This window comes from uncultured Halorubrum sp. (assembly GCF_937146585.1).
GTDB classification, from domain to species: Archaea; Halobacteriota; Halobacteria; order Halobacteriales; family Haloferacaceae; genus Halorubrum; species Halorubrum miltondacostae.
Window position 1 is genome coordinate 1 of sequence record NZ_CAKZRO010000116.1, and the last position, 22,496, is coordinate 22,496.

Below are 22,496 nucleotides of genomic sequence, written 5' to 3' on the forward strand. Positions count from 1 at the left end.
AGGAGCGCGCCGAGCACACGATGCTCGTCGACCTCGCGCGCAACGACGTGCGCCGCGTCTCGGAGCCCGGATCCGTCCGCGTCGAGGAGTTCATGAACGTGCTGAAGTACAGCCACGTCCAGCACATCGAGTCGACCGTGACCGGGACGCTCGCGGCCGACGCGGACGCCTTCGACGCGACGCGCGCGACGTTCCCCGCGGGGACGCTCACCGGCGCGCCGAAGGTGCGCGCGATGGAGATCATCGACGACTTAGAGACGACGCCGCGGGAGGCGTACGGCGGCGGCGTCGGCTACTACTCGTGGACCGGCGACGCCGACTTCGCGATCGTGATCCGCACCGCGACCCTCGACGAGTCGGGCGAGGAGTCGGTCGTCGGCGTGCGGGCGGGCGCGGGCCTCGTCGCCGACTCCGACCCGGCCGCGGAGTACGAGGAGACCGAACAGAAGATGGACGGCGTGTTGACCGCGATCGACCGGATCCGCGAGGGCGACGAGAGCGACGCGGAAGGCGACGACGCCGACCCGATCGCCACCGGCTCGGAGGCGGAGCGATGAACGTCGTCGTCGTCGACAACTTCGACTCGTTCACCTACAACCTCGTCGAGTACGTCTCCGACCAGACGATCGACGGCGAGCCGGTCGGCGTCGACGTGTTCAAGAACACCGCCTCGCTCGCGGAGATCGAGGCCGCGGAGCCGGACGCGGTGATCGTCAGCCCCGGGCCGGGCCACCCGAAGAACGAGCGCGACGTGGGCGTGACGATGCCGGTGTTGCGAGAGCTCTCGCCGACGGTGCCGACGCTCGGCGTGTGCCTCGGCCTCGAGGCCGCCGTCCACGAGTACGGCGGCACCGTGGGCCACGCGCCCGAGCCGGTCCACGGCAAGGCGTTCCCCGTCGACCACGACGGGAAGGGCGTGTTCCGCGGGCTCGACCAGGGGTTCCGGGCCGGCCGCTATCACTCGCTCGCGGCGACTGAGATCCCGGACGCGTTCGCGGTGTCGGCCACCACGGAGCACGAGGGCGAGTCGATCGCGATGGGGATCCGCCACCGCGAGCACCCGATCGAGGCGGTCCAGTTCCACCCGGAGAGCGTGCTGACCGGGTCGGGCCACGACCTCATCCGCAACTTCCTCACCGCCGTCTGACTCCCCGGGACCTCGGGCGGCGCCCTCCGCTTACGACCCGCCCTCCGAAGACGCGTCCGAGTCGCTCGCCGTTTCCCCGTCCGCTGCTTCGTCGCCAGTCTCGTTGTCCGCTGCTTCCTCGCCCTCCTCGTCGTCGAGCCCCCTGCCGGCGAGTCCGACGAGGTGGCCGACCTCGGGGAGGATGATCTCGTCGACGCCCAGCCGGACCGCGTTCTCGGAGCCCGGGAGACAGAACACAGGCGTGGCGGAGACGACCCCGGCCGTCGCACGCGACCCGACGGTCCGGGTGCCGACCTCCTCGACGGAGCGCCGGCGGAACAGCTCGCCGAACCCGGGGAGCCGCTTCGCGAAGAGCCCCCGGACCGCCTCCGGCGTGACGTCGTCCGGCGTGACGCCGGTGCCGCCGGTCGTCACCACGACGTCGGTGTCCTTCCGGCGGGTGAGCCGGTCGACGGTCCCCTGGACGCTGTCGTAGTCGTCGGGGATCAGCTCGCGGACGACGACCTCGTGGCCCGCCTCCTCGAACGCGCCCGCGACGTAGTCGCCGGCCGGGTCCTCGTCCGTGGACCGCGAGGAAGACACGGTGACGACCGCCGCCGCGACCGACTCGGCGTCGTGGTGATGGTGGTGGCCGCCGTCGTGCCCGTGGCCGTGCTCGTCATGGTCGTGGTGTCCGTGTCCGTGGTCGTCGCGGTCGTCGTGATCGTCGTGCCCGCGGTCGTGACCGTCGTGCTGATGATCGTCGTCGTCGTCGCTCATGGACCGACGTTCGACGTCCGCGCGAAAACATCTCCCGGTCGGCGAGCCCCGCGTACCTTCTCACGGCGACCCCCGTCAGCCCGGGAGCCCGCTCGGCGTCTCGCTTCCCCGCTTACGGCCAGTCGTCGCGGGCCTGCTCGTCGGGCGCCTCGTCGACCGCCTCGCCGGTCGCGAGCGTCCAGCCGGCGGCCTCGGCGGCGTCCTCGACGTGGAGGAACTCCCAGTCGGTCGCGTCGGCGACCGCCTCGTCCTCCTCGTCGACCCCCACGAAGACGTGCCGGTCCGTGTCGAACTGCTGGCTGATGTTCTCCAAGCTCTCCTCGACGCCGCGCGGCCCCGAGAAGAAGTCCTGTCGCACGCGGTGTTTCCGCGTGAAGTTCGTGACGACGTAGGTCGGCTTCTCGCTGACGACCCCGACGTACTCGGTCCACTGCCGGGCGTTGTTGAACACCGCGTTGGGGTCCGCGAGCGCTTTCAGCGCGTCCAGCTCGAACGCCAGCGTCATGTCTGTAGATCCGCCGCTGTCCATGCGCACCGCTTACCCCCGACCGGCGAAAACAACTTCGCTTCCCCGGAGACGCCGCGACCGCTCGCCGCGCCCCGACGGCGCTCACCGCGAACGGATCTGGTAGTAGTCGGTGAACTTCACCACGTCGCCGTCGTCGAGGTCCCCGATCTCCGGGGCCGTCCACGGCTCTCCCGCCAACTCCCGCACGACGCTCTGTTCCTCGTCGTCCAGTTCGTCGTAGTGGCGCACCCGCGCGTCGGACGGGATACGGCCCGTGCGGCGGAGGCGGAGCCGTCGCCCGGTGTCTCTCAGTGACATGTGGTATCATATGCCATGATAAATCATAAACGTTTCGCGGCGATCGGCGTCGCAGCCCCTCCCGCGCCCCGGGATCGCGGCAGTCGGGGGTTCAGTCGGCGGCCCGGGGAAGCGTGAGCGTGACCACGGTCCCGCGCGGGTCCGCGTCCGCGACCGACGCCGAGCCGCCCGACTGCTGGACGACCCAGTAGACGAGCCACAGCCCCAGGCCGCTGCCGTGGTACAGCGCGTCGACGGCGGTTCCGTCGACGAGCACGTCACGGTTCATCCCCGTCAGCCCCGGTCCGTCGTCGGCGACGCGGACCCGCACCGCGTCGGCGTCCGCCTCGACCGACACCTCGACCGCGGGCCGGTCCCGGTCGCTGTGGAGGATCGCGTTCCGGACCAGTTCGTCCACGGCCCGCGAGAGCCACGTGGTCGCCGACGCCGTCGCGACCCCGTCCTCCGGCGCGGACGCCTCGACCGTCGCGGTCGGGAACTCCTCGGTCGCCGTGTCGACGGCGTGCCGCGCCACTCGCCCGGCGTCGATCGGCTCGGTCTCCGGCGCGTCGCCCAGTATCTCGGTGATGTGGTGGGCCTTCTCGCTCGTCTCCAACAGGTCGTCGGCCCGCGAGACGATGTACTCGGCGTCGGCGGGGTCGGCGTCGCCAGCCGTGATCTGTTCGGCCCGCCCCCGGACGACCGTCAGGGCGTTCCGGAGGTTGTGCTGGAGCACGCGGTCGACGACGCGGAGCTGTCGCGCGCGGTGCTCGCTGTCGGTCACGTCGCGGAGCACGCCGACGACGCCGCCGGGGTCCTCGCCCTCCGGGCTCTCGAGCGGGTAGTACCGGACGTCGAACGTCCGCCTGCCGCGCGTCGGGTGCGTCCGCGTCGTCCGGTACTCCACCGTGTCGCCCCGGAGCGCGCGCGCGACCTGTCGCTCGACGGTCTCGTAGCCGTCGTCCGGCACGACGTCGGCGAGGGTGAGGTCCGTCACGTCGCCGCTCCCCAGCCCGTGGTACTCCCGGTACTGCGGGTTCGCGAACAGGAGCCGGCCCTCCCGGTCGACCGCGGCGATGAGATCGGTCGCCCCGTTGATCGCGCGCTCGTACCGCTCCAAGTCGCGTTCGCGCTCCTTCCGGTCGGTGACGTTCCGGCAGATGGCGAACGTGCCCGCGAGGTCGCCGTCGGCGTCGTAGTACGGGTACCGCTGCGTGCTGAACGTCGCGTCCCGGCCGCTCTCCGGGAACGTCGGCGATATCTCGTACGCGGTCATCTCCTCGGTCTCGAGCACCGACTTCCGCCGCTCGTCGACCTTCGCCGCCGTCTCCGGGTCCATGAACGCGAACTCGTCGGTGCCGTACAGCTCCTCGCGGTCGACGCCGGCGAACTCGCTCACCGCCTCGTTCAGCAGTTCGAACTCGCCGTCGCGGTTCTGGAGGAGGACGGGGTCGTCGAGCCGTTCGACGATAGCGCGGTACTGCTTCAGCCGTCCCATCGCGGCCTTGCGATCGGTGATGTCCGTCTGGATGGCGACGAACCGCGAGACCTCGCCGTCGTCGTCTGCGACGGGGGCGATCGTCTGGTGAGCGTGGTACAGTTCGCCGTCGTGCCGCCGGTCGACGATCTCCTCTTCCCACACCTCGCCGTCCTGGAGCGTCGACCACAGCGCGTCGAAGTACTCGTCGGGCATCTCGCCGGAGTTGAGGATCGCCGGCGTCTCCCCCAGCGCCTCGTCGACGTCGTACCCGGTGTGGTCGGTGAACGCCGGGTTGACGTACTCGATCGTGCCGTCGACGTCGGTGACGTAGATCGCGTGGCCGGCGTGCTCGACGAGGTTGCGGAACGTCTCCGTCACCGCGCCGCCGACCTCCTCGACCCCGTCGCGGAAGACGCCGGTGTAGACGGCGTCGGGTCCGTCTCCCGCCGCGTCGGGGGAGTCGCTTTCGTCGTTCTCCCCGATCACGCCGCCGGGAGCGTGCTCGTGGAACCGCACGGAGAACGTCACCGCGTGGCCGTCGGCGTGTCGGAGCGGGACCGAGACGCTCCCGCGATCGGGGAGCCCCTCGACCCGCGCGAGCCGTTCGCGGACCGAGCGCGTCCGCTCGTCCGCCGTCTCGGACGCGACGAGGTCGACGAGCCTGCGGCCGCGGAGCGCGGCCGGCTCGTAGCCGAGCGCCGCCTCGGTGGCGTCGTTCGCGTACAGTATCGTCCCCGCCTCGTCGAGGGAGACGACCGGGTCGGCACACTCTTCGACGAAGGAGGCGAAGAAGTCGTCGGGGGGGCGTGACGATCCCAGAACCATCTGGGCGGTAGTAGCACGTACAGCCTGAAAAGCGACCTGAACCGCCGCCCGCCGTCCGTCGTTACTGCTCGGTGGGGGCCGCGAGGTCGTCGACCGAGAAGCCGGGTTCCATGAGCCGGTCCGTCTGTCCGCTGACGTCGCGCCCCTCGCGCATCAGCTGCTTGAACGCGGACTGCGGCGAGAGGTCGCCGATGAGCACGCCGCCGACGACCTTGCCGTCCTTCAGCGCGACGCGCCGCCACTCGCCCTCGGCGGTGGTCGCCTCCACGGAGTCGTCGCCGAGCGTCGGGTGGCCGAACGAGAGGAACGGGAAGTCGAAGTGCGTGATCGAGTACGAGGAGACCCACTCGAACTCCTCGGTGCCGTAATCGACCATGTTCCGGGCGGCGATCGTCCCCTGCTCCTTCGCCGACCCCCACGAGCCGTTCTTCGCGCGCTCGCCGAGGATGAGGTCGTTGAACGTGGTGATGTCGCCCGCGGCGAACACGTTGTCGACGTTGGTCCGCATGAACTCGTCGACGACGATGCCGTCGTCGAGCTCCAGCGGCGTGTCCTGGACGAGCTCGGTGTTGAAGTCGAGCCCGATGGCGACGCCCGCGAAGTCGCACTCGTAGCGCTCGCCGTTCGGGTCGACCGCGGCCGCGACGTGGCCGTCGTCGTCGACCTCGAAGTGGTCCACGCCCGAGCCGAAGACGGGCTCGACGCCGCGCTCGCGCATCGCCTCGTGCATGATCTCCGCGCCCTCCTCGGAGAGCGCGTAGCGCCACCAGTTGTCGCCGCGCATCAGGTACTTCGCCTCGACGTTCTGCGCGCCGCAGATGGCCGCGAAGTCGATACCGAGGAGGCCGGCGCCGACGATGACCGCCCGCTCGGCGTCCTCGACGCTCTCTTTGATCCGGCGGGCGTCCTGGAACGTCCAGAAGTGGTGGATCCCCTCGGCGTCGGCGTTCCCGACCGGGAGCTGCTGGGGGGTCCCGCCGATCGCGAGCAGGAGGGAGTCGTACGCGAACGTCTCTCCGTCGTGGGTGTGGACCGCGTCGCCCTCGACGTCGATGTCGTCGACGATCGTGTTGAGCCGGAGGTCGACGTCGTGCTCGTCGTACCAGTCCTCCTGGTGGATCGAGATGGGGGCCTCGGGGAGCTTCCCCTTCGCGTACTCCTTGATCAGAATCCGGTTGTAGAGGGACTCACCCTCGTCCGTGAGAACCGTGATCTCGGCGTCGGGCGCTTCCTCGCGGAGCGTCTCGGCCGCGGACGCGCCCGCGATACCGTCACCGACGATCACGTACGAATCGCTCATAGCCGGGCGTTCGGATTCATGGTTAATGTGGGTTGTCATCCGCGTCTCGGACCGTGATAATTCCCCACATACACCTCGAAAAGACCGGTTCTGCGCCGCCCGTCGCGGCCGATCGACGCCGCGCGGTCAGTGGTCCGCGCCGGCCGGCTCCGCGGGGAAGTCCTTCTCGCCGGCCCTGATCGCGACGTCGAGCCAGTTCTCCATGGGGACGAGCGGGCACTCGTACGCGTGGTTGTACGCGCAGGTCGGGTTGTACGCGTTGTTGAAGTCGACGACCCACTCGCCGTCGACGCGGTCGCGGTCGGGTTCCAAGTCGAGGTACCGCCCCGCGCCGTACGTCTCCTCGCCGCTGGTGGCGTCGCGGAACGGCACCCAGAACCGGTCCGCGCCGTCGACCGGCCGGTACGCCTGAAGCGTCGCCGACTCGCCGTCGACCTCGAAGCGGAACTCCCCCCAGCGCCGGTACGTCTGCTCGCCCTCGGCGGTCGTCTCGACGGTGACGGTCTCCTTCTCCCCGTGTTCGCGGAGCGGGAGGACGAACCGGTACGACGGGTCGGGGTCGAAGTACGCCAGCCCCGGGAAGCCGTCGCCGCGCATCGACACCGGCAGCGGCGACCGCGCCGACTCGCGGAACTGCTGGACCTTCGCCTGCCGCTGCGCCTCCACCTGCGCCGCCCAGTCGTCGTCGGCCTCGCTCGCTGTCATCGGTACGTCGGTATTGTCTCTAACGCGCAATAACAGTTCCGCGGTGCGGTCGGCGACGCGCACGGCCCACGGCGAGTGGCGTCGCGGCCCGCCCCGACGCCACACATTCAAGAGCGTCCCGACCCAATCGCGGGTATGAAAATCCGGCAGAACATCCGCCACTGGGCCGCCAAGAAGGCGCTGACCACGCCGGTGGTCGGCGACGTCGCCAACGACAAGCTCGTCGACCTCCACACGAGCATCTTCCTCAACAAGGCGGACGAGGACCGCCGCGAGGAGCGCCGCGACCACCTCGACAGCTTCTTCGACGCGACGATGGACACGTACGTCGCCGCCCTCGAGGACGGCTTCCCGGAGGCGGAGGCCCGCGAGATCACCCACGTCCAAGCGAACTTCGACTTCTTCAACCACGGCTGGACGGAGATGATGGAGATCCCGGGCGACGAGTTAGAGGCCCACTACCGCCGGTACGAGTCCTTCTTCACCGACTACGGGATCACGATCGACGACCCGCTCGGCGACTTCCGCCCGCCGGAGGGCGTCGTCGACGCGCCCGAGACCCCCGAGCGGCTCGGCTCGCCGGAGTACGAGAACGCGCTGGCCGGCTTCGCCGACGACGTGTACGTCGAGACCGACGACGGCGAGACGGTCGTCGGCGGCGACACCGAGGAGCCGGACGAGGTCGACCCGGCCACCGCGCCCGGGCTCGACGAGGACGAGGCGAGCGCCTGACCTGCGTCGCCGTCGGTCGGTAGACCCTCGTTCGCGCTCACGGTCGCCGGCAGACCCGCCGACGGCGGCCGTCCGCCGCGCACGTTTATAATCCGCGGGGGACACCGTGGCGTATGAACCGCGGGCAATCGTTCCTCCTCCTGCTCATGGGAGCGGTCTCGCTCCTCACCCTCTTCGTCATCCTCCCGTTCGTCGAGTACGTGATCGCCTCGGCGATCTTGGCGTTCGTCCTCTACCCGTTCCACCGACGGCTCACGCGCCGGCTCCGCCGCCGCGTCTCGGAGCGGTTCGGGGAGATGCTGTCGGCGCTGACGCTCATCCTCTCCGCCATCGTCGCCGTCATCCTCCCGCTCGCGTACATCACCTGGGTGTTCGTCCGCGACCTCACCGCGATCGCCGCGGGCGAGACGGCGATAGACGTGGCCGCGATCGAGGCCGAGGTCGCGGCCCGCACGGGGCAGGACCCCGAGATCGGCGCCCTCCTCCAGACCGCCGGCGAGCTGCTCGTCCAGACGCTGTTCGGCGGATTCAGCGGCGTGTTGAACACGGCGATCCGGGCGTCGGTCGGGCTGTCGCTCGCGCTCTTCCTCGTGTACTACACCCTCATCGACGGGCCCGCGTTCGTCGAGTGGCTCCGGGAGAGCAGCCCGCTGCCGGCGGACGTGACCGCCGACCTCGTCGACCGCGTCAACGTGATGACCCGCGGCGTGGTCATCGGCCACATCTCGGTCGCCCTGCTCCAGGCGCTGGTCGCCGGGCTCGGCCTGTGGGCGGCCGGCATTCCCAACGTGGTGTTCTGGACGTTCGTGATGGCGGTGTTGGCGCTTCTGCCGCTCATCGGGGCGTTCTTCGTGTGGGGGCCGGCCGCGGCCTACCTCGTGGTCGTCGACCAGGTGACCGCGGGCGTGTTCCTCGCCGTCTACGGCGTCGCGGTGATCGCGATGGTGGACAACTACGCCCGGCCGCTCGTCATCGACCAGCAGGCGCATCTGAACCCGGCGATCATCCTCCTCGGCGTGTTCGGCGGCATCTACTCGGTCGGGTTCACCGGGCTGTTCGTCGGCCCCATCGTGATCGGCGTGCTCGCGGCCACGCTGGAGACGTTCCGCGAGGACTACGACGCGATCTGAGCGAGAGTTAAGTCGTCGCGGGGACGACGGCGGGTATGGCGACGACCGCGACCTCCCGACTTCCGGACCGACGCGACGCGCTCCTCATCGCCGGCGCGGCGGTCGCCGTTAACCTGATCGGCGCGCTCGGCGTCCCGTTCACGACCACCGAGAGCGCCTGGTTCGCCGCGCTGGAGCTCCCAGCCTTCTACCCGCCGGGGTGGGCGTTCGGCGTCGTCTGGCCGGTCCTGTACGCGCTGTGCGGCGCCGCGGCCGCGCTCGTCTACCTCTCCGGGCGCGACGGCGGGGCGACGGCCGGCCGGGTGTGGACCGCGCTCGCGCTGTTCGGCGTCCAACTCGCCGTCAACGTCGCGTGGTCCCCGGTGTTCTGGGGACTCGAACGCCCCGACCTCGGGCTCGTCGTCCTCGCCGTCCTCCTGCCCCTCGTCGTCGCGACGATCCGGGCCTTCGACCGCGTCGACCGCCGGGCGGCGGCGCTCCTGCTCCCCTACCTCGCGTGGGTCTGCTTCGCGACCGCGCTCAACTACGCGATCTGGACGCTCAACTAGCCGTCGCCCTCGGTCCCCGTCTCGCCGTCGCTCATCCCTGTCGCGTCGTCGAGTGGCGGCGGCCCCCGCTCCAGTCGATCGGCCACGAACCGGCGCTCCGTCCGGGTCAGCTCGCCGTCCGTCTCGCGGAACGCTTCCAGTCCCTCGCGGTACCGGTCGGCGTCGACCGCGGCGGGGGCCCCGGCCGGCCGCGCCAGCTCCAGCTCGGCGATCCCCGTGCGTTCGCCCGTGTACGCGAAGCCGCACTTGTGGCACGCCTCGTACGCGAACGGGTTGTTCACGGCGATCTTCACGCGGTCGAAGCCGGCGGCGGACAGGTCGGCGACGGTCTCGCCGATCAGCCGCGGGCCGATCCCCTCGCCGCGCCGCGCGGCGTGGACCGTGACGTACCGCAGCCGGCAGCAGGTCGGGTCGGTGCGGTCCGGCGAGAAGGAGACGGCCGCGATCACGTCCTCGTCGAACGTCTCGGCGTCGACCGTGCCCGGGAGCGGCTCGTCGGGCTCCCAGTCCGACGCGGCCGGGCCGCCGTCCGCCGTCCGGATCACCGCCTTCCCCGGCTTCCCGACGACGAACTTCCCGGCGTACGCGAACGCTCGGTAGTCGAGCCGCAGGGTCTCCCCCTCGCCGGGGGGACACACGAGCGCGTACTCCATGGGGTGTCATACGGCGGCGAGCGACTAAATGGGTCGGTGGCTCTTTGTCCGTCCCGGCGCTCGGTCCGTCCATGTACGGCCTCGGCGACGTGGCGTTCTTCGACCGGGTAGCGCCCCTGTACGACCTCGCGATGCCGCCGGCCGACGGGACGGCGCTGGCCGCCGGCCTCGACCACGCCGCGCGCCCGATCGAGCGCCTCCTCGACGTGGGCGGGGGGTCGGGTCGGGCCGCCGCCGCGCTCACCGGCCCCGACATCACGGTGGTCGACGCCTCGGTCGGGATGCTCTCGCGGGCGCGGCGGGTCCGCGGACTTTCGGGGCTCGCCGCCGACGCGGGCCGGCTCCCGTTCCGCGACGGCAGCGTCGACGCGGTCACGGTCGTCGACGCGTTCCACCACCTGCCGGACCGCGAGGCCGCGCTCGCGGAGGCGGCGCGCGTGCTCGCCCCCGGCGGCGCGCTCGTCGTCCGCGAGTTCGATCCGGAACACCCGCTCGGGCGGCTGCTCGTCGCCGGCGAACACGCCATCGGGATGACCTCGCGGTTCCACACGCCGGCCGCCCTCGCGGCCGCGATGGACGACGTCGACCTCGATCCGCGGATCGTCGACCGCGGCTTCGGCTACACGGTCGTCGGCGTCCGGCGCTGAACCGCCGGGCTTGCGGGCGATACCGGTTAGAAAGAGAGCGCGGCGTCAGTCCTGGGTTCGCCCGTGGGGCTCCGCGCCGCGCGTCGGCTCCGGCGAGTCGCCTCCCTCGTCGTGGGCGTGGTCGTGTTCCCCGTGACCGTGGTCGCCGTGGTCGTGGGCGTCGTTCGAGCCGGTCTCGCCGAGCACCTCGGCCCCCTCGCCGTCGATCATGTCCATGTTCTTGAGGTTGTCCCGCTCTTCGAAGTCCGCGACCGCTTCCATCACGTCGGCCTGCGTGATCGTCATCCGGTCTTCGGTGAGCGCGCCGAGGACCGCCTCGCGGAGCACCATCCGGAGGTCGGAGCCGGTGAGCCCGCTGGTCCGGTCGGCGACCTCTTCGGGGTCGAAGTCGGCGATCTTCATCTCCTTCGTCACCACCCGGAGGATGTCGGCGCGCATGTCGCGGTCCGGCTTGGGGAAGTTGACGATCTCGTCGAAGCGACGCCACGCGGCGGCGTCGAGCTGGTCCGGGTGGTTCGTCGCGCCGATGAGGAGCACCTCGTCGCGGACCAGCGACACCTCGTCGATCGACTTCAGTAGGGTGTTGACCGCGCGCTTCAGGGCGGCGTGCTCGTCGGAGCGGCGCGTCTTCGCCACCGAGTCGAACTCGTCGATGAAGAGGATACACGGCGAGAGCCGCTTGGCGACCTCGAAGCTCTTCTCGACGTTCTTCGACGTCTCGCCGAGGTACTGGCTCGTGATCATCGAGAGCTTCACCTCGACGAACGGGAGGCCGAGCTCGTGGGCGAGCGCGCGGGAGACGGTCGTCTTCCCGGTCCCCGGCGGGCCGACGAACAGCAGCTTCCCGATCTCGCGGAGGCCGATCTCCGCGAGGTACTCGCGGTGCTCGATCGCCTTCACGATCTTCTGGATCTCCCCTTCTTGGTCGCCGGTCAGGACGAGGTCGGCCAGCGTCGTCTCGATCTCCTCGGGCGCGCGGACGTTGACGAGGTCGAGCATCTCCCCGTCCTCGTCCTCGTCGAAGTACTCCGCGAGCAGCGCGTCGATCCAGACCCGGTCGGCCTGGACCGGCCGCACGTCGTCTCTGGCCTCCTCGCGGGTCACCGGGGACGTCAGGTCGTCCGCGGTCTCGAGCGCGGCGACGAGCGTCGGGTTCCCGGCGATCCGGTCGTCGTCCGCGCGGTCGCGGTACCACTCCAACCCCATCGTCGGCTGGGTCAGCGAGATCTCGCCGGAGAACTCCGTCCGTTGGGTGAAGAGGAGGTCGGAGACCGCGTCCCACGGCCGCTCGACGCCGGTGGCGGTGCGGGTGGTCTCGTCGGTCGCCTTCAGCGGTCGCTCCACGCCGCCGGGGGCGTCCTCGGCGGCGGCGGCCGACCAGAACACCTGCCGGAAGCGCGGGGGCAGGTCGTTCTCGTCGAGGTCGCGGTCCTGCGTGTAGAAGTGCGTCGTCAACACGAACTCGACGACGTCGAGCGCCGGGTCACTCATCCGCGGCTAGTAGCGCCGGGACGCGGTTAAGAGCGTCGAAGCCGGGGCGATTGTGGGGGCGAGCGCCGCTTCGCGCGAGGGCCAGTCCGGCACGGCGCGGGGCCGAGTCGAGGCCCGATCGCGACATCGCTTCGGGCGACTGCGGACGCGCGGGCGGCGCGCGGGCGGCGTATCGAACCCTTATTAGCCCTGGTCCGCGACCTATCGCGCATGAGTTCCGAAGACGCGGCCGCGCCGGGTGACCCCGCCGGCGACGGCTCCGACGAGACCGGCGACACGGGCGACACCGACCACGAGAACGCGCTCCAGGACGTCATCGCGGTCGACCCCGACGACGTCGCGCAGGGGACGGTGAACCGGCTCGACGCGCACACCGGCGACGGGATCCGCCACCGCGCGTTCACCTGCCTCGTCTTCGACGGCGAGGGCCGGATCCTCTTGGCCCAGCGCGCGCCGAACAAGCGCCTGTGGGACGGCCACTGGGACGGCACGGTCGCCTCCCACCCCGTCGAGGGGCAGTCCCAAGAGGACGCCACCGAGCAGCGCCTCGAGGAGGAGCTGGGCATCTCGCCCGACCAGTACGACGACCTCCGGGTGACGGACAAGTTCGAGTACAAGCGCTACTACCCCAACGAGGGCGTCGAGTGGGAGGTGTGCGCGGTGCTGAAGGTCACCCTCGACGACACCGCCCTGGACCCGGACGACGACGAGATCGGCGGCATGCTGTGGGCCGACTACGACCACCTCCACGAGAACCCCGCGCTGTACCGGCAGCTCCGACTCTGCCCGTGGTTCGAGATCGCGATGCGCCGCGACTTCTCCTGACCGGCCGACGCGTCTCCCCGCGCGGCCCGCCCTCACCGCCCTCGGACCGAAACGGCGACTTGAAGGCGCTCCCCCGCCGCGATCCGGTATGACCGTCGTCGTCCTGCTGGCGAACCCGCCCCGCGAGGGGCTCGTCGGAACCGCGATCGCCGAGTCGACGCCGCTGTCGGCCGCCGAGGCGGCCGACCTCTACGAGGCCCAATTCCGCGACGCCGTCCTCGCGGTCGACCGCTCGGGCGGCGAACTGCTCGTCAACTACCCCGACGAGGAGGACCTCCCCGCGGAACACCGGACGGAGACGAGCCCGGAGGCGGAGCTGCGGACGCTCGTCGCGGACACCCTCGGCGGGACCGAGGAGGTCCGCTTCGAGCGCCAAGTCGGTTCGTCGTTCGGCGCGCGCGCCGGCAACACCGTCACTCACCTGCTGCGCGAGGAGAACGCTGACTCGGTCGCGGTCGTCACCCCGACCGCGCCGCTGCTCTCGCGGACCAGCGTCGACTCGGCGGCGATGAAGCTGCGGACGACCGAGGTCGTGCTCGGCCCCTCGACGAACGGGCGCGCGTACTACGCCGGGTTCACCGAGCCCGTCGACTTCGACGGCGCGTTCGAGTCCCCGGCCCTCCCGACGCTCGCGGAGCGCGGCCGCGACGCGGACCGCTCGGTGGACTTCGTCGAGGCGTCGCCCTCGCTGGAGACCGGCGACGACCTCCTCGACGTGGTGCCGATCCTCCGCGCGCGCTTCGCCGCGGAGCGCGTCGTGCCGGACTACACCGCGGCGTTCGTCCACGAGAAGGGGCTGGACGTCGTCGTCGAGGACGGCGAGCAGCGGTTGGTCCGGGACTGACGGCCCGCCGGCGGCGACCGCGACGGAGTCGCCGCAGCGTTTATTATCCCGCCAAGTGATCAACTTATTGTCACGATGGCGTCCACGCTAGGGACCCTGCTCCGACGCACGCTGTGGGGCCGAGACCGCGGTCGGATGCGCGCGACGTGGCGAATACTGCTCGGATTCGGCGTGATCCTCGGCGTGTTGCTCGGCGGGAGCCGCGTCCTCAGGGGCGTTCCGTTTCCGGACGTGCTGGTGAACGGACCGACCGCGCTGCTCGTCTGCGTCGCCGTCGGGGCGTACGCGCTGGTCGCGTCGCTCGTCCCCGGCGAGCGACCGCTCCGCGAGTACGGCTTCGCGTTCGACCGACAGTGGGCGCTCGACTCCCTCGCCGGGGTTCTCGCGGGCTGCGCCTTTCAGGCGTTGGTCACGGGAATGCTGTTCGCCACCGGCTCCGCTCGCGTGGTGGAGACGTTCTCCGCCGGCGTGGCGGCCGGCGGCGGACCGACCGCAGTCGTGGTTGCGGTCGCCGCGACCGCGGTGGCGTTCGCCGCCGTGGCGCTCTGGGAGGAGCTGCTGTTCAGGGGCGTGTTCGTCCTGAACGCGAGTGAGGGACTGGCCGCGCGGGGGCTGGAGCCCCGGCGAGCGGTCTGGGCCGCGGTCGGCGTCGGCGTCCTCGTGTTCGGGCCCGCGCACGCGCTCGTCGCCGCCGGCGGCGTGAGTCCGGTGTTCGCCGCCGCACAGGCGTCGGTCGCGGCGGTGTACTTCGGGGCCGCCTACGTCCTCACGGGGAGCTTGGCGTTCCCCGTCGGCATACACTCCGCGACGAACCTCTGGGTCGTGTCGGTGTTCGGGCAGGCCGGAAGCGGATTCCCCGCCCTCGTCCGGTTGGAGCGGAGTATCGGCGCGGGGCCCGTGGACCTGTTGTTGCTTGCGATCCCGTCGCTGTTGCTGCTCGGGCTGATCGTCGCGTGGGTCCGCGCGACCCGAGGGCGCGTGTCGGCCGACGAGTCCCTGCGGGACGCGGCCGAGCGACGGCGCGGGCCGGCCGCCGCCGAGTAGCCGACCACCGCTCGTCGGTGGAGATGTCACTTCCGAGCACGGACCCGGATCACCCGACTCGGAGGGCGGGGGAACGATAGTTTCAACACTCTCGGGGGTTACTTTTCGACCGCGCTCGGTCGTGCGTCGAACCGACGCAGCGCCGTTCCGATAGACTCGGCGAACGGTAGACGAGCGGTGGGATGGCAGAGTGGCCCATTGCGCCTGCCTTGAAAGCAGGTAGCCTCACGGCTTCCTGGGTTCGAATCCCAGTCCCACCGTAAGCGCGCGGCGCAGTTCGCGCCGGGCGCGGTTCGTGCGCGGATTCGAATCAGAGAGCGACCGGAGGGAGCGACCGTGGTTCGAATCCCAGTCCCACCGTAAGCGCGCGGCGCAGTTCGCGCCGGGCGCGGTTCAGCGCCGACTCAACTCAGAGCGCTAGCGGTGAGTGAGTAGCGTGCGACGATCCGAACTAACGGGGAAACCAAATTCAGTTACCTGATATTCTCGGCGCTCGCTCCGAACAGGCCTCCCGTCACGCGCTTCCGACTTTCGGAACCGCAATCACACCGCTGATCGCCTGAAACGCCCGGTAACGGTCACGTCCGGTGTCGCGTGGTACCACGTGCCGCATTATCTTTAACAGGTTTCCGGCACATGTTCGTGATAGGTGATACAAGCATGAGTTACGAACTCGATCCGCTGCCGTACGAGTACGACGCGCTTGAGCCGCACATCTCCGAGCAGGTGCTCGAATGGCATCACGACACCCACCATCAGGGGTACGTCAACGGCTGGAACTCCGCCGAGGAGACGCTCGAGGCCAACCGCGAGGACCACGACTTCTCCTCGTCGGCCGGGGCCATCCGCGACGTGACCCACAACTCGTCGGGCCACATCCTCCACGACCTGTTCTGGCAGAACATGTCGCCGGAGGGCGGCGACGAGCCCGAAGGAGCCCTCGCCGACCGTATCGAGGAGGACTTCGGCTCGTACGAGGCTTGGAAGGGCGAGTTCGAAGCCGCCGCGGGCAGCGCGAGCGGCTGGGCCCTGCTGGTGTACGACACGTTCTCGAATCAGCTCCGTAACGTCGTGGTCGACAACCACGACGAGGGCGCGGTCTGGGGCGGTCACCCGATCCTCGCGCTCGACGTGTGGGAGCACTCCTACTACCACGACTACGGACCGGCTCGCGGCGAGTTCGTCGACAACTTCTTCGAGGTCGTCGACTGGGAGGAGCCGTCCACCCGCTACGAGCAGGCCGTCGAGCTGTTCGAGTAAGCGCGTCCCCCGGACGCGTTACGCGCGTCGAGATCCGCATTTTTTCGCAGTACGTCGCCTGATTAGTAACTCCTCTCCGCGTAGTGGTTGTCTTGGACACAGCTGAAACGACCACCTCCAGAGCCCCGGCTGCCCCTTTGAATTCCACCCGACCGCAACCGTACCGCACCTCACGCCACCCCAGCCTCGTCAGTCGCCGTCGCTCCGCTCCGGCGACTGACTCCAGCGAGGGACCTTCGATCCCTCTGGCAGTCGGGCGTAGCCCGACGACCTCGCGCGTGCTGGCTCGCGGCCTGTCGGCCGCTCGCAGGCACACGCCACCGCATTCGGATCGAGTGTTATCAGATCGGATTCGGATCGTATCGGCAGCGTTTACGGACGCGGTCGCGTACGCTGGCGCATGCCCGAACCGAAGTCGGCGTTCGACGCCACCTACCCGTGCGACTTCTACGAGCCCGAAGAACTGTTCGAGCCGGACCAGATGTACACGGTTCCGGAGATCGGCCGCCTCCTTCAGGGGTTGGAGCCGGACGCCGAGGTCGACCCCGACACCGAGGCCGTGCTGGTCGACTGGGCGGTCCCGTGGGTGATGGTCCACGCCGGGGACATGGTAATCGCCGAGCCGCTCACTGAGGACGGCCCGGGGTACTACGGGCTCGCGACTGACGAGGACCCGAGCGCGGCGTCCGACGGCGACGCGGACGCTGACGCGGACGGCGCTGACGCCGACGAGTCGACGTGACCGGGGACCGATCCGACCCGCCGACCTACCTCGTCGCCGGCGGCGCGCGCGTCGACGCCGGGAAGACCACCTTCTCGGCTGGACTGGTCGCGCACCTCGCGGAGCGCGCGGGCGACGCGGTCGGCGTCAAACCCCGCGCCGGCAACGACTTCTGGTTCGACCACGACGACTACCGGGTCGCGACCGACGCGGGCCGGCTCTACGGGAAGGACGCCCGGACCCTCGCGGCCGCGAACACCCGCACGTTGCCGGCGGCCGACGGCGACTCCCCGTCGCCCTCGGCGGTCACTCCCGAGTCGGTCAACCCCGTCCACCGGCTCTGGCGGCCGACGCCGGGGCGGACCGGAATGCTGGGCGACGCCGGGCGCACGTTCCTCTGTGACCGCGTCGCGACGGATTCCGGGACGCGCTTCGTCGTCAACGGCGCGGCCGAAGACGCGGGGCTGCTCCCCGACGCGCTGACCGAGCGCCTCCCGCTCGCCGACGCGACCCGCGTGCGCGATGTGCCGGCGTTCAACGAGGTGATGGCCGAGGCCCACCTCCCCGCGATCGAGCGGCTCGCGGCCCGCGTCGCGCGGACGCCGGTCCCGGTCGTCGTCGAGTCGTACGCGGACGTGGCCGGAACGCTCCCCCGGGACGGCCCCGTCGCGCCCGACGCGGTCGCCGTCGTCGACCCCGGCCGCGTGCGGGTCTACGCCGGCGACCGCTACGCGAAGGCCCGCGCGGTCGCCGCCGGGAGCCCGCGGGAGGGGACCCGCGAGGAGCACGTCGACGCGGTGACGGAGATGATCGAGCCGCTCGCGACCGCCTCGCTGCCGGCGCTGCCCGGCGACGTCCGGGGTGACCCCGACCGGATCGCGGCGGCGTACGGACCGGCGTACGCGACGCTCACGGAAGTCGTGGAAAACTGACGGGGCGTCGCCTGCGGTCCGCGTTCGACGCCGTGCCGCCCGCGCTCAGGCGTTCCGCTTCGTGTAGTGTTCGAGCGCGGACTCGATCGACGAGAGGTCGGCTGTCACTCGGCTGTCGGCGACGCGCATGAAGCCGGGGGTGTACGACGACGAGTAGTCGAAGATCCGGTTGACGGCGCGCTTGGGCGCGGAGACGGCGCCGAAGTCGGTGACCGTGTACACCCGCGTCGTGGGGAAGGCGGTCCAGAAGGTGCCGCTCGCCCAGCGGTCCTCGTCTTCGAACGCCTCGCCGACGCGTCCGGTCGCGACGTACTCGTCGTCCGCGTAGAACAGCAGGAGGTCGCCCGCCTCCATCTTCTCGAACGTCGACCCGTTGCCGCTGTCGTCGTCGACGGCCCACAGGCGCGTCTCGTCGAGGTCGGCGAGGGGCTCGGGGCGGTCGGGGTAGTCGGTGAGGTCGACCGGGGACCGGACGGTTCGGTCGAAGTTCTCCGGGTCGATCGGGACCAGGAAGACGTTCTCGCTCATTACCCGTCGTTTCGCCGGGAGGGGTTTAAACCCGTTCGTTGATGTGTCGGGCCCGAACCGGCGCGGTCACTCGCCGGCGTCGGCGTACAGGCGGTCCATCCGCGCCGCCATCACGAAGTCGGCCTCGGTGAGGCCGCCGACCTCGTGGCTCCACATCTCGACGCCGACCTCCCCCCACGACAGCGAGATGTCCGGGTGGTGCCACTCCTCCTCGGCGAGCGCGCCCACGTCGTTCGTGAACGCCAGCGCCGTCTCGAAGTCGGGGAACTCGTAGCTCGCCTCCAGGTGGTGGTCGTCGACGACCTCCCAGGCGTCGCCAAGTTCGTCGAGGTAGTCTGCGCACTCGTCGCCGTCGAGCGGTTCCGCGTCGTCGCCGGCCGGCTCGACCGGCTCGTCCGCGAGCGGTGAGGACATACCCCACGTTGGACGACGAGCGGTTTGTACCTTCCGCGGCCGCGGGGGGATCGGCACCGACCGCGAGTCCGACCCTCACCGGAGCCGCGAGAGCGCGTCGCGGACCGCGCGCCGCACCCGGGCGAGGCGTCCTGTCGCGCCGCCGTCGCCGCCGGGGCCGTCCGCGCCCGCGCCGGGGTCGGAGAGCTCCCAGCCGGCCTTCTCGGCGGCCTCGTCGACGCGGAGGAACTCGTAGCCGGTCTCGGTCGCGACGCGCTCGTCCGCGCGGGTGGTGCCGACGAACACGCAGCGCGGGGCGGCGCTCTCGTCGCGGACGTCCGCGAGCGTCCCCCACTTGTCCCACTTCGTGAGCGCGTAGTCGTTGTCGATCCCGTACTCGCGGGCGAACGCCGCGACCGCGTCGGTCTCGTTCGCGACGATCCCCACGTGGCGGCTCCACCGGCGCGCGTCGGCGAACGCCGCGGGCGGGTCGGCGAGCGACCGCGCCGCGCCCAGCGAGAAGACGAGCGTCACGTCGCCGTCCCCGGCGGTCGTCGCGTCGATTGCCATCTCGATCGGACGCAGGCGGCCGGCGGCCTAAACGCTGTGGGGAGGCTTTTGTCCGGGGGGCGCCTCGCCTCCGAAGATGAAGTTCGAACCCACCTTCGGCACGGCCGCGCCGCTCGTCGGCATGGTCCACCTCCCGCCGCTCCCCGGGGCCCCGAAAGCGCCCGACGACGGCGATAAGGCGATGCGCGCCGCGCTCGACCGGGCCGCGAGCGACGCGCGCGCGCTCGACCGCGGCGGCGTCGACGGGATCGTGATCGAGAACTTCGGCGACGCGCCGTTCTACCCCGACGAGGTCCCGCCGCACGTCGTCGCCGGCGTGACCCGCGCCGCGACCGCGGTCGCCGCCGAGACGGATATCCCCCTCGGGATCAACGTCCTCCGGAACGACGCCGAGGCCGCTCTCTCGATCGCCGCGGCGGTCGGCGCCGACTTCGTCCGCGTGAACGTCCACACCGGGGCGCGCGTCACCGACCAGGGGATCGTCCAGGGGCGCGCCCACGAGACGCTCCGGCTGCGCGACCGGCTCGGCGTCGACGTCGGCGTCTTCGCCGACACCGACGTGAAACACTCCGCGCCGCTGACGCCGGCGGGGTACACCGCCGAGTCGTTCGCCGACACCGCCGAGCGCGGCCTCGCCGACGCCGTGATCGCCTCCGGCTCCGGGACCGGCGAGGCGGTCGACGCCGACGCCCTCGAGTCGACCGTCGCCGAGCGCGAGCGCCACGGCCTCGACACGCCCGTCCTCGTCGGGAGCGGCGTCACGCCCGAGACGGTCGCCGACCTCCTCGACGTCGCGGACGGCGCGATCGTCGGGACCGCGCTCAAGCGCGGGGGCGAGACGACCGCGCCCGTCGACGCCGACCGCGTCGCGGACCTCGTCGACGCCGCCGACGCGGTTCGGTGAGCGGGGCGCGGTGGTCGGGACGCGGTGAACGGGGCACGACGTTCGGGACGCGGGAGTCACCTACCGGCCGACGTCGACGCCGCGATCCGCGAGGAACGCCTCGACCTCGCTCCGCGTCGGGAGTCCCGGCTGCGTGAACCGGGCGGTACAGTTGATCGCGGCGACCGCGGCCGCGAACCTGACGCCCCGAGCGACGCCGTCGCGGCCCGCGGGCGACGCCGGGGATTCCGCCGCGATCCACCGGTCGATCAGCCCCGCGGTAAACGCGTCGCCCGCGCCGGTCGTGTCGACCGTCTCGACGTCGAACGCGTCGAACCGACCGACTTCGCCCCCGACGACCGCCGTCATGCCGTCCGCGCCGTGCGTGAGGACCGCGCGGGGCCACGTCGGCCCGCGCCGCGACCGCGACTCGGGCCCGCGGCGCCGCTCCTGCGCGCTCGCCACCCGCTCGGCCGCCGCCGTCGCAGAGCCGAAGAACGCCGGCGCGGCGACGCCGTCAGCGACGAACAGGTCCGCCTCGTGGAGGAACCGGTGGATCGTCTGCGGCTCCGTACCCCGCCCGACCAGCTCCTCGACGGACCCCGAGAGGTCGAAGACGAGCGCGGGCGGGTCGGCCCCGGACTCGCCGCCCTCGGCGGCGGTCGCACGGAGCGACCGGACGCGGTCGAGGATCCGCCGCGCCGCGCGGTCGGGCACGTAGGCGGTGAGGAAGACCGCGTCGGCGTCGGCCATCGCGTCGAGCGCGGCGTCGGCCGGTCGGAGGTTGCGGAAGCTCTCGCCCGCGGTGACGATGGCGCGCTCCCCGTCCGGGTCGCGGAGGATCAGCGACCGGGTGTGCGCCTCGTCTCCGACCGCGACGCGGGTCGCGTCGACGCCCGTCTCGTCGAGGTACTCCAGCGCCCGCCGCCCGTACTCGTCGTCGCCGACGCGGCTGACGAGGCCCGCGTCGCGGCCGAGGCGGTCGAGCGCGACCGCGACGTTCGCGCCGACGCCGCCGAACGCGGACGTGACCTCCCGTGCGAACGCGCCCCCGTCCGGTTCGGGGAGGTTGCTGACCGCGTACCACTCGTCTATCGCGGCGGCCCCGACGGAGAGGATAGACGGTGAGCCTCCGTCCACCGCGTCGCCCGCGTCCGGATCCGCCGTCACGACTTCCCGAAGAAGTCGTCGTGAACGGCCATCGCGGCGTCGACGGCGACCGGCCCCTCGACGGTCGTCCCGCCGTCCCCCCGTCGAATCACCTCTTCGAGGGGTATCGACACCCCGGCGTCCGAGAGCTCGCGGAGCGTCTCGTTGTCGACGCCGAAGACGACCCGGTCGATCCCCGCGTAATGTATGGCGGTCGCGCACATCGGGCACGGCTCGGTGCTGGCGTACATCGTACAGTCGGCCAGCTCGTCCGCGTCGAGCTCGCTCGCGGCCCACCGCGCGAGCGTCAGCTCCGGGTGCGCCGTCACGTCGTCCCCGGTGCGCGTCTCGTTTCGCGCCTCGGCGACGACCTCGCCGTCGACGACGAGCAGCCCGCCGAACGGGGTGTTGCCGGCTGCTACCGCCTCCTCGGCGAGCCTGATCGTCCGCTCGACGTACTCCCGGTCGGTCGGGTCCGCCGGGAGGTCGTCGAGGTCGGGGTACTCGTCGACGCCGCCGGAGTGGTCCGCGTCGGTCATACGTCACTGTTCGGCTCGGAGTACCTAACGATTGGCGTCGCCCTCGTCCGACGGTTTCGTGCGGTCGTCATCCGGCGGCCTCGGCTCTCCGCCTCCCGTCGGCGTCGGCTCGTCGCCGTCGCCCTGCGACTGCCGCACGTCGCGGAGGGCGTCGACCGCGTCGTCGGTGGCGTCCGCGGTCCGCGTCTCGGTGACGCCGCTCGGGTCGAGGCCGTCGGGCTCGCCGGTGTCGCTTGCGTCGGAGTCGCCCGCGTCGCCGGCGCTCGGCTCGGTCTCGCCGCTCGGTTCGTCCGCGTCGTCGATGTCCTCGTCCGCGCCGAAGAGCCACGCGCGGACGGCGTCGATGAATCCCATGTGTCTGTCCCGTCGTCAGTAGTTCCTGAACAGCAGCGCCCGCACGTCGTCCTTCGTCCGGGCCGTCTCGACGCTCCCGTCCGGCAGGTCGACCTCGTACCGCGCGTCGCCGTCCGCCTCCCGCCACTTGTCGCCGTGGGTGTCGAGGAGGCTCATCATCGCGTTGAGCTGGTCGCTCCCGCCGGCGTCGCCCTCCTCGTCTTCGGCGGCGTCTTCGCTCGCGTCGTCTCCG

The 22,496-nt window shown here is 71.3% G+C and carries 27 protein-coding genes, 1 tRNA gene and 1 pseudogene; 14 read left to right on the forward strand and 15 right to left on the reverse strand.

The window, feature by feature from the left end:
• Both Q0116_RS09560 and trpG read left to right on the forward strand, forming a co-directional pair.
• Positions 1 to 557, forward strand: a 557-nt coding sequence (locus tag Q0116_RS09560; RefSeq protein WP_297887366.1) for a chorismate-binding protein, incomplete at its 5' end; no start/stop codon positions are given.
• Positions 554 to 1,147 (forward strand): anthranilate synthase component II, encoded by a 594-nt coding sequence (gene trpG, locus Q0116_RS09565; RefSeq protein ID WP_297887368.1) that lies wholly within the window; start codon positions 554 to 556, stop codon positions 1,145 to 1,147. The genes Q0116_RS09560 and trpG, both read left to right, overlap by 4 nt.
• A 30-nt stretch (positions 1,148 to 1,177) precedes the next feature.
• Here trpG and Q0116_RS09570 read toward each other — a convergent pair whose 3' ends face one another.
• The 6 genes from Q0116_RS09570 to Q0116_RS09595 all read right to left on the reverse strand — a co-directional run bounded on the left by Q0116_RS09570 (position 1,178) and on the right by Q0116_RS09595 (position 7,021).
• On the reverse strand, positions 1,178 to 1,906 hold the full coding sequence (locus tag Q0116_RS09570; protein ID WP_297887370.1) for a molybdenum cofactor biosynthesis protein B: 729 nt from the start codon (positions 1,904 to 1,906) through the stop codon (positions 1,178 to 1,180).
• 112 nt (positions 1,907 to 2,018) lie between these two features.
• Complete coding sequence (locus tag Q0116_RS09575; protein ID WP_297887372.1) at positions 2,019 to 2,435, reverse strand: hypothetical protein; 417 nt, start codon at positions 2,433 to 2,435, stop codon at positions 2,019 to 2,021.
• 81 nt (positions 2,436 to 2,516) lie between these two features.
• Positions 2,517 to 2,732, reverse strand: a complete 216-nt coding sequence (locus Q0116_RS09580; RefSeq protein WP_297887374.1) for a hypothetical protein — start codon at positions 2,730 to 2,732, stop codon at positions 2,517 to 2,519.
• Positions 2,733 to 2,823: 91 nt separating this feature from the next.
• Complete coding sequence (locus Q0116_RS09585; protein ID WP_297887375.1) at positions 2,824 to 5,016, reverse strand: PAS domain S-box protein; 2,193 nt, start codon at positions 5,014 to 5,016, stop codon at positions 2,824 to 2,826.
• Between the two features lie 61 nt (positions 5,017 to 5,077).
• Positions 5,078 to 6,316 (reverse strand): NAD(P)/FAD-dependent oxidoreductase, encoded by a 1,239-nt coding sequence (locus Q0116_RS09590; RefSeq protein ID WP_297887377.1) that lies wholly within the window; start codon positions 6,314 to 6,316, stop codon positions 5,078 to 5,080.
• Positions 6,317 to 6,442: 126 nt separating this feature from the next.
• Complete coding sequence (locus Q0116_RS09595; RefSeq protein WP_297887379.1) at positions 6,443 to 7,021, reverse strand: DUF1684 domain-containing protein; 579 nt, start codon at positions 7,019 to 7,021, stop codon at positions 6,443 to 6,445.
• A 135-nt stretch (positions 7,022 to 7,156) separates the two neighbouring features.
• Between Q0116_RS09595 and Q0116_RS09600 the strand changes: the two genes are divergently transcribed.
• From Q0116_RS09600 to Q0116_RS09610, 3 genes are all read left to right on the forward strand, one after another.
• Positions 7,157 to 7,753, forward strand: coding sequence for a DUF6149 family protein (locus Q0116_RS09600; protein WP_297887381.1), 597 nt, complete (start codon positions 7,157 to 7,159; stop codon positions 7,751 to 7,753).
• A gap of 113 nt (positions 7,754 to 7,866) precedes the next feature.
• Positions 7,867 to 8,883, forward strand: a complete 1,017-nt coding sequence (locus Q0116_RS09605; RefSeq protein WP_297887383.1) for an AI-2E family transporter — start codon at positions 7,867 to 7,869, stop codon at positions 8,881 to 8,883.
• 35 nt (positions 8,884 to 8,918) lie between these two features.
• Positions 8,919 to 9,431: a TspO/MBR family protein gene (locus tag Q0116_RS09610; protein WP_297887385.1), complete on the forward strand. Its 513-nt coding sequence runs from the start codon at positions 8,919 to 8,921 to the stop codon at positions 9,429 to 9,431.
• Here Q0116_RS09610 and Q0116_RS09615 read toward each other — a convergent pair.
• Positions 9,428 to 10,084 carry a GNAT family N-acetyltransferase gene (locus Q0116_RS09615; protein ID WP_297887387.1) on the reverse strand — a complete coding sequence of 219 codons (657 nt, stop codon included), beginning with the start codon at positions 10,082 to 10,084 and terminating at the stop codon, positions 9,428 to 9,430. The two genes, Q0116_RS09610 and Q0116_RS09615, sit on opposite strands and share 4 nt — an antisense overlap.
• A gap of 71 nt (positions 10,085 to 10,155) precedes the next feature.
• Between Q0116_RS09615 and Q0116_RS09620 the strand changes: the two genes are divergently transcribed.
• Positions 10,156 to 10,731, forward strand: a complete 576-nt coding sequence (locus Q0116_RS09620) for a class I SAM-dependent methyltransferase (protein WP_297887389.1) — start codon at positions 10,156 to 10,158, stop codon at positions 10,729 to 10,731.
• Between the two features lie 45 nt (positions 10,732 to 10,776).
• Here the strand turns inward: Q0116_RS09620 and Q0116_RS09625 are convergent, their stop codons facing one another.
• Positions 10,777 to 12,222, reverse strand: coding sequence for an ATP-binding protein (locus tag Q0116_RS09625; RefSeq protein ID WP_297887391.1), 1,446 nt, complete (start codon positions 12,220 to 12,222; stop codon positions 10,777 to 10,779).
• Positions 12,223 to 12,432: 210 nt separating this feature from the next.
• Between Q0116_RS09625 and idi the strand changes: the two genes are divergently transcribed.
• From idi to Q0116_RS09660, 7 genes are all read left to right on the forward strand, one after another.
• Positions 12,433 to 13,047, forward strand: coding sequence for an isopentenyl-diphosphate Delta-isomerase (gene idi, locus Q0116_RS09630; protein ID WP_297887393.1), 615 nt, complete (start codon positions 12,433 to 12,435; stop codon positions 13,045 to 13,047).
• 88 nt (positions 13,048 to 13,135) lie between these two features.
• A complete protein-coding gene (locus Q0116_RS09635) occupies positions 13,136 to 13,891 on the forward strand; it encodes a DUF2064 domain-containing protein (protein WP_297887395.1) in 756 nt (251 codons plus the stop codon).
• Positions 13,892 to 13,966: 75 nt separating this feature from the next.
• The gene (locus tag Q0116_RS09640; RefSeq protein ID WP_297887398.1) at positions 13,967 to 14,935 is read left to right on the forward strand and encodes a CPBP family intramembrane glutamic endopeptidase; all 969 of its coding nucleotides are present in this window, start codon (positions 13,967 to 13,969) and stop codon (positions 14,933 to 14,935) included.
• Between the two features lie 176 nt (positions 14,936 to 15,111).
• Positions 15,112 to 15,195: transfer RNA gene (locus Q0116_RS09645), tRNA-Ser, on the forward strand.
• Between the two features lie 400 nt (positions 15,196 to 15,595).
• On the forward strand, positions 15,596 to 16,195 hold the full coding sequence (sod, locus tag Q0116_RS09650; RefSeq protein ID WP_297887401.1) for a superoxide dismutase: 600 nt from the start codon (positions 15,596 to 15,598) through the stop codon (positions 16,193 to 16,195).
• A gap of 400 nt (positions 16,196 to 16,595) precedes the next feature.
• The gene (locus Q0116_RS09655) at positions 16,596 to 16,937 is read left to right on the forward strand and encodes a DUF5827 family protein (RefSeq protein ID WP_297887403.1); all 342 of its coding nucleotides are present in this window, start codon (positions 16,596 to 16,598) and stop codon (positions 16,935 to 16,937) included.
• Positions 16,934 to 17,848: an ATPase gene (locus Q0116_RS09660; protein ID WP_297887405.1), complete on the forward strand. Its 915-nt coding sequence runs from the start codon at positions 16,934 to 16,936 to the stop codon at positions 17,846 to 17,848. The genes Q0116_RS09655 and Q0116_RS09660 overlap by 4 nt, the downstream gene beginning before the upstream one ends.
• 45 nt (positions 17,849 to 17,893) lie before the next feature.
• Here Q0116_RS09660 and Q0116_RS09665 read toward each other — a convergent pair whose 3' ends face one another.
• The 3 genes from Q0116_RS09665 to Q0116_RS09675 all read right to left on the reverse strand — a co-directional run bounded on the left by Q0116_RS09665 (position 17,894) and on the right by Q0116_RS09675 (position 19,339).
• The gene (locus tag Q0116_RS09665; protein WP_297887407.1) at positions 17,894 to 18,376 is read right to left on the reverse strand and encodes a hypothetical protein; all 483 of its coding nucleotides are present in this window, start codon (positions 18,374 to 18,376) and stop codon (positions 17,894 to 17,896) included.
• A 66-nt stretch (positions 18,377 to 18,442) separates the two neighbouring features.
• Positions 18,443 to 18,790 carry a 4a-hydroxytetrahydrobiopterin dehydratase gene (locus Q0116_RS09670; RefSeq protein ID WP_297887409.1) on the reverse strand — a complete coding sequence of 116 codons (348 nt, stop codon included), beginning with the start codon at positions 18,788 to 18,790 and terminating at the stop codon, positions 18,443 to 18,445.
• 75 nt (positions 18,791 to 18,865) lie between these two features.
• Complete coding sequence (locus Q0116_RS09675) at positions 18,866 to 19,339, reverse strand: hypothetical protein (RefSeq protein ID WP_297887411.1); 474 nt, start codon at positions 19,337 to 19,339, stop codon at positions 18,866 to 18,868.
• A 76-nt stretch (positions 19,340 to 19,415) separates the two neighbouring features.
• Here Q0116_RS09675 and Q0116_RS09680 point away from each other — a divergent pair, with 76 nt between their 5' ends.
• A complete protein-coding gene (locus tag Q0116_RS09680; protein ID WP_297887413.1) occupies positions 19,416 to 20,243 on the forward strand; it encodes a BtpA/SgcQ family protein in 828 nt (275 codons plus the stop codon).
• A 60-nt stretch (positions 20,244 to 20,303) separates the two neighbouring features.
• On the opposite strand, the gene Q0116_RS09685 is transcribed toward Q0116_RS09680, so the two are convergent.
• The 4 genes and pseudogenes from Q0116_RS09685 to Q0116_RS09700 form a co-directional block, all read right to left on the reverse strand.
• Positions 20,304 to 21,392 carry a carbohydrate kinase family protein gene (locus Q0116_RS09685; protein WP_297887415.1) on the reverse strand — a complete coding sequence of 363 codons (1,089 nt, stop codon included), beginning with the start codon at positions 21,390 to 21,392 and terminating at the stop codon, positions 20,304 to 20,306.
• On the reverse strand, positions 21,389 to 21,910 hold the full coding sequence (locus Q0116_RS09690; protein ID WP_297887417.1) for a nucleoside deaminase: 522 nt from the start codon (positions 21,908 to 21,910) through the stop codon (positions 21,389 to 21,391). Before Q0116_RS09690 ends, Q0116_RS09685 begins: the two co-directional genes overlap by 4 nt.
• 24 nt (positions 21,911 to 21,934) lie before the next feature.
• Positions 21,935 to 22,264 carry a hypothetical protein gene (locus Q0116_RS09695; protein WP_297887419.1) on the reverse strand — a complete coding sequence of 110 codons (330 nt, stop codon included), beginning with the start codon at positions 22,262 to 22,264 and terminating at the stop codon, positions 21,935 to 21,937.
• A gap of 15 nt (positions 22,265 to 22,279) precedes the next feature.
• Positions 22,280 to 22,496, reverse strand: a pseudogene (locus Q0116_RS09700) (hypothetical protein); the annotation flags it as partial.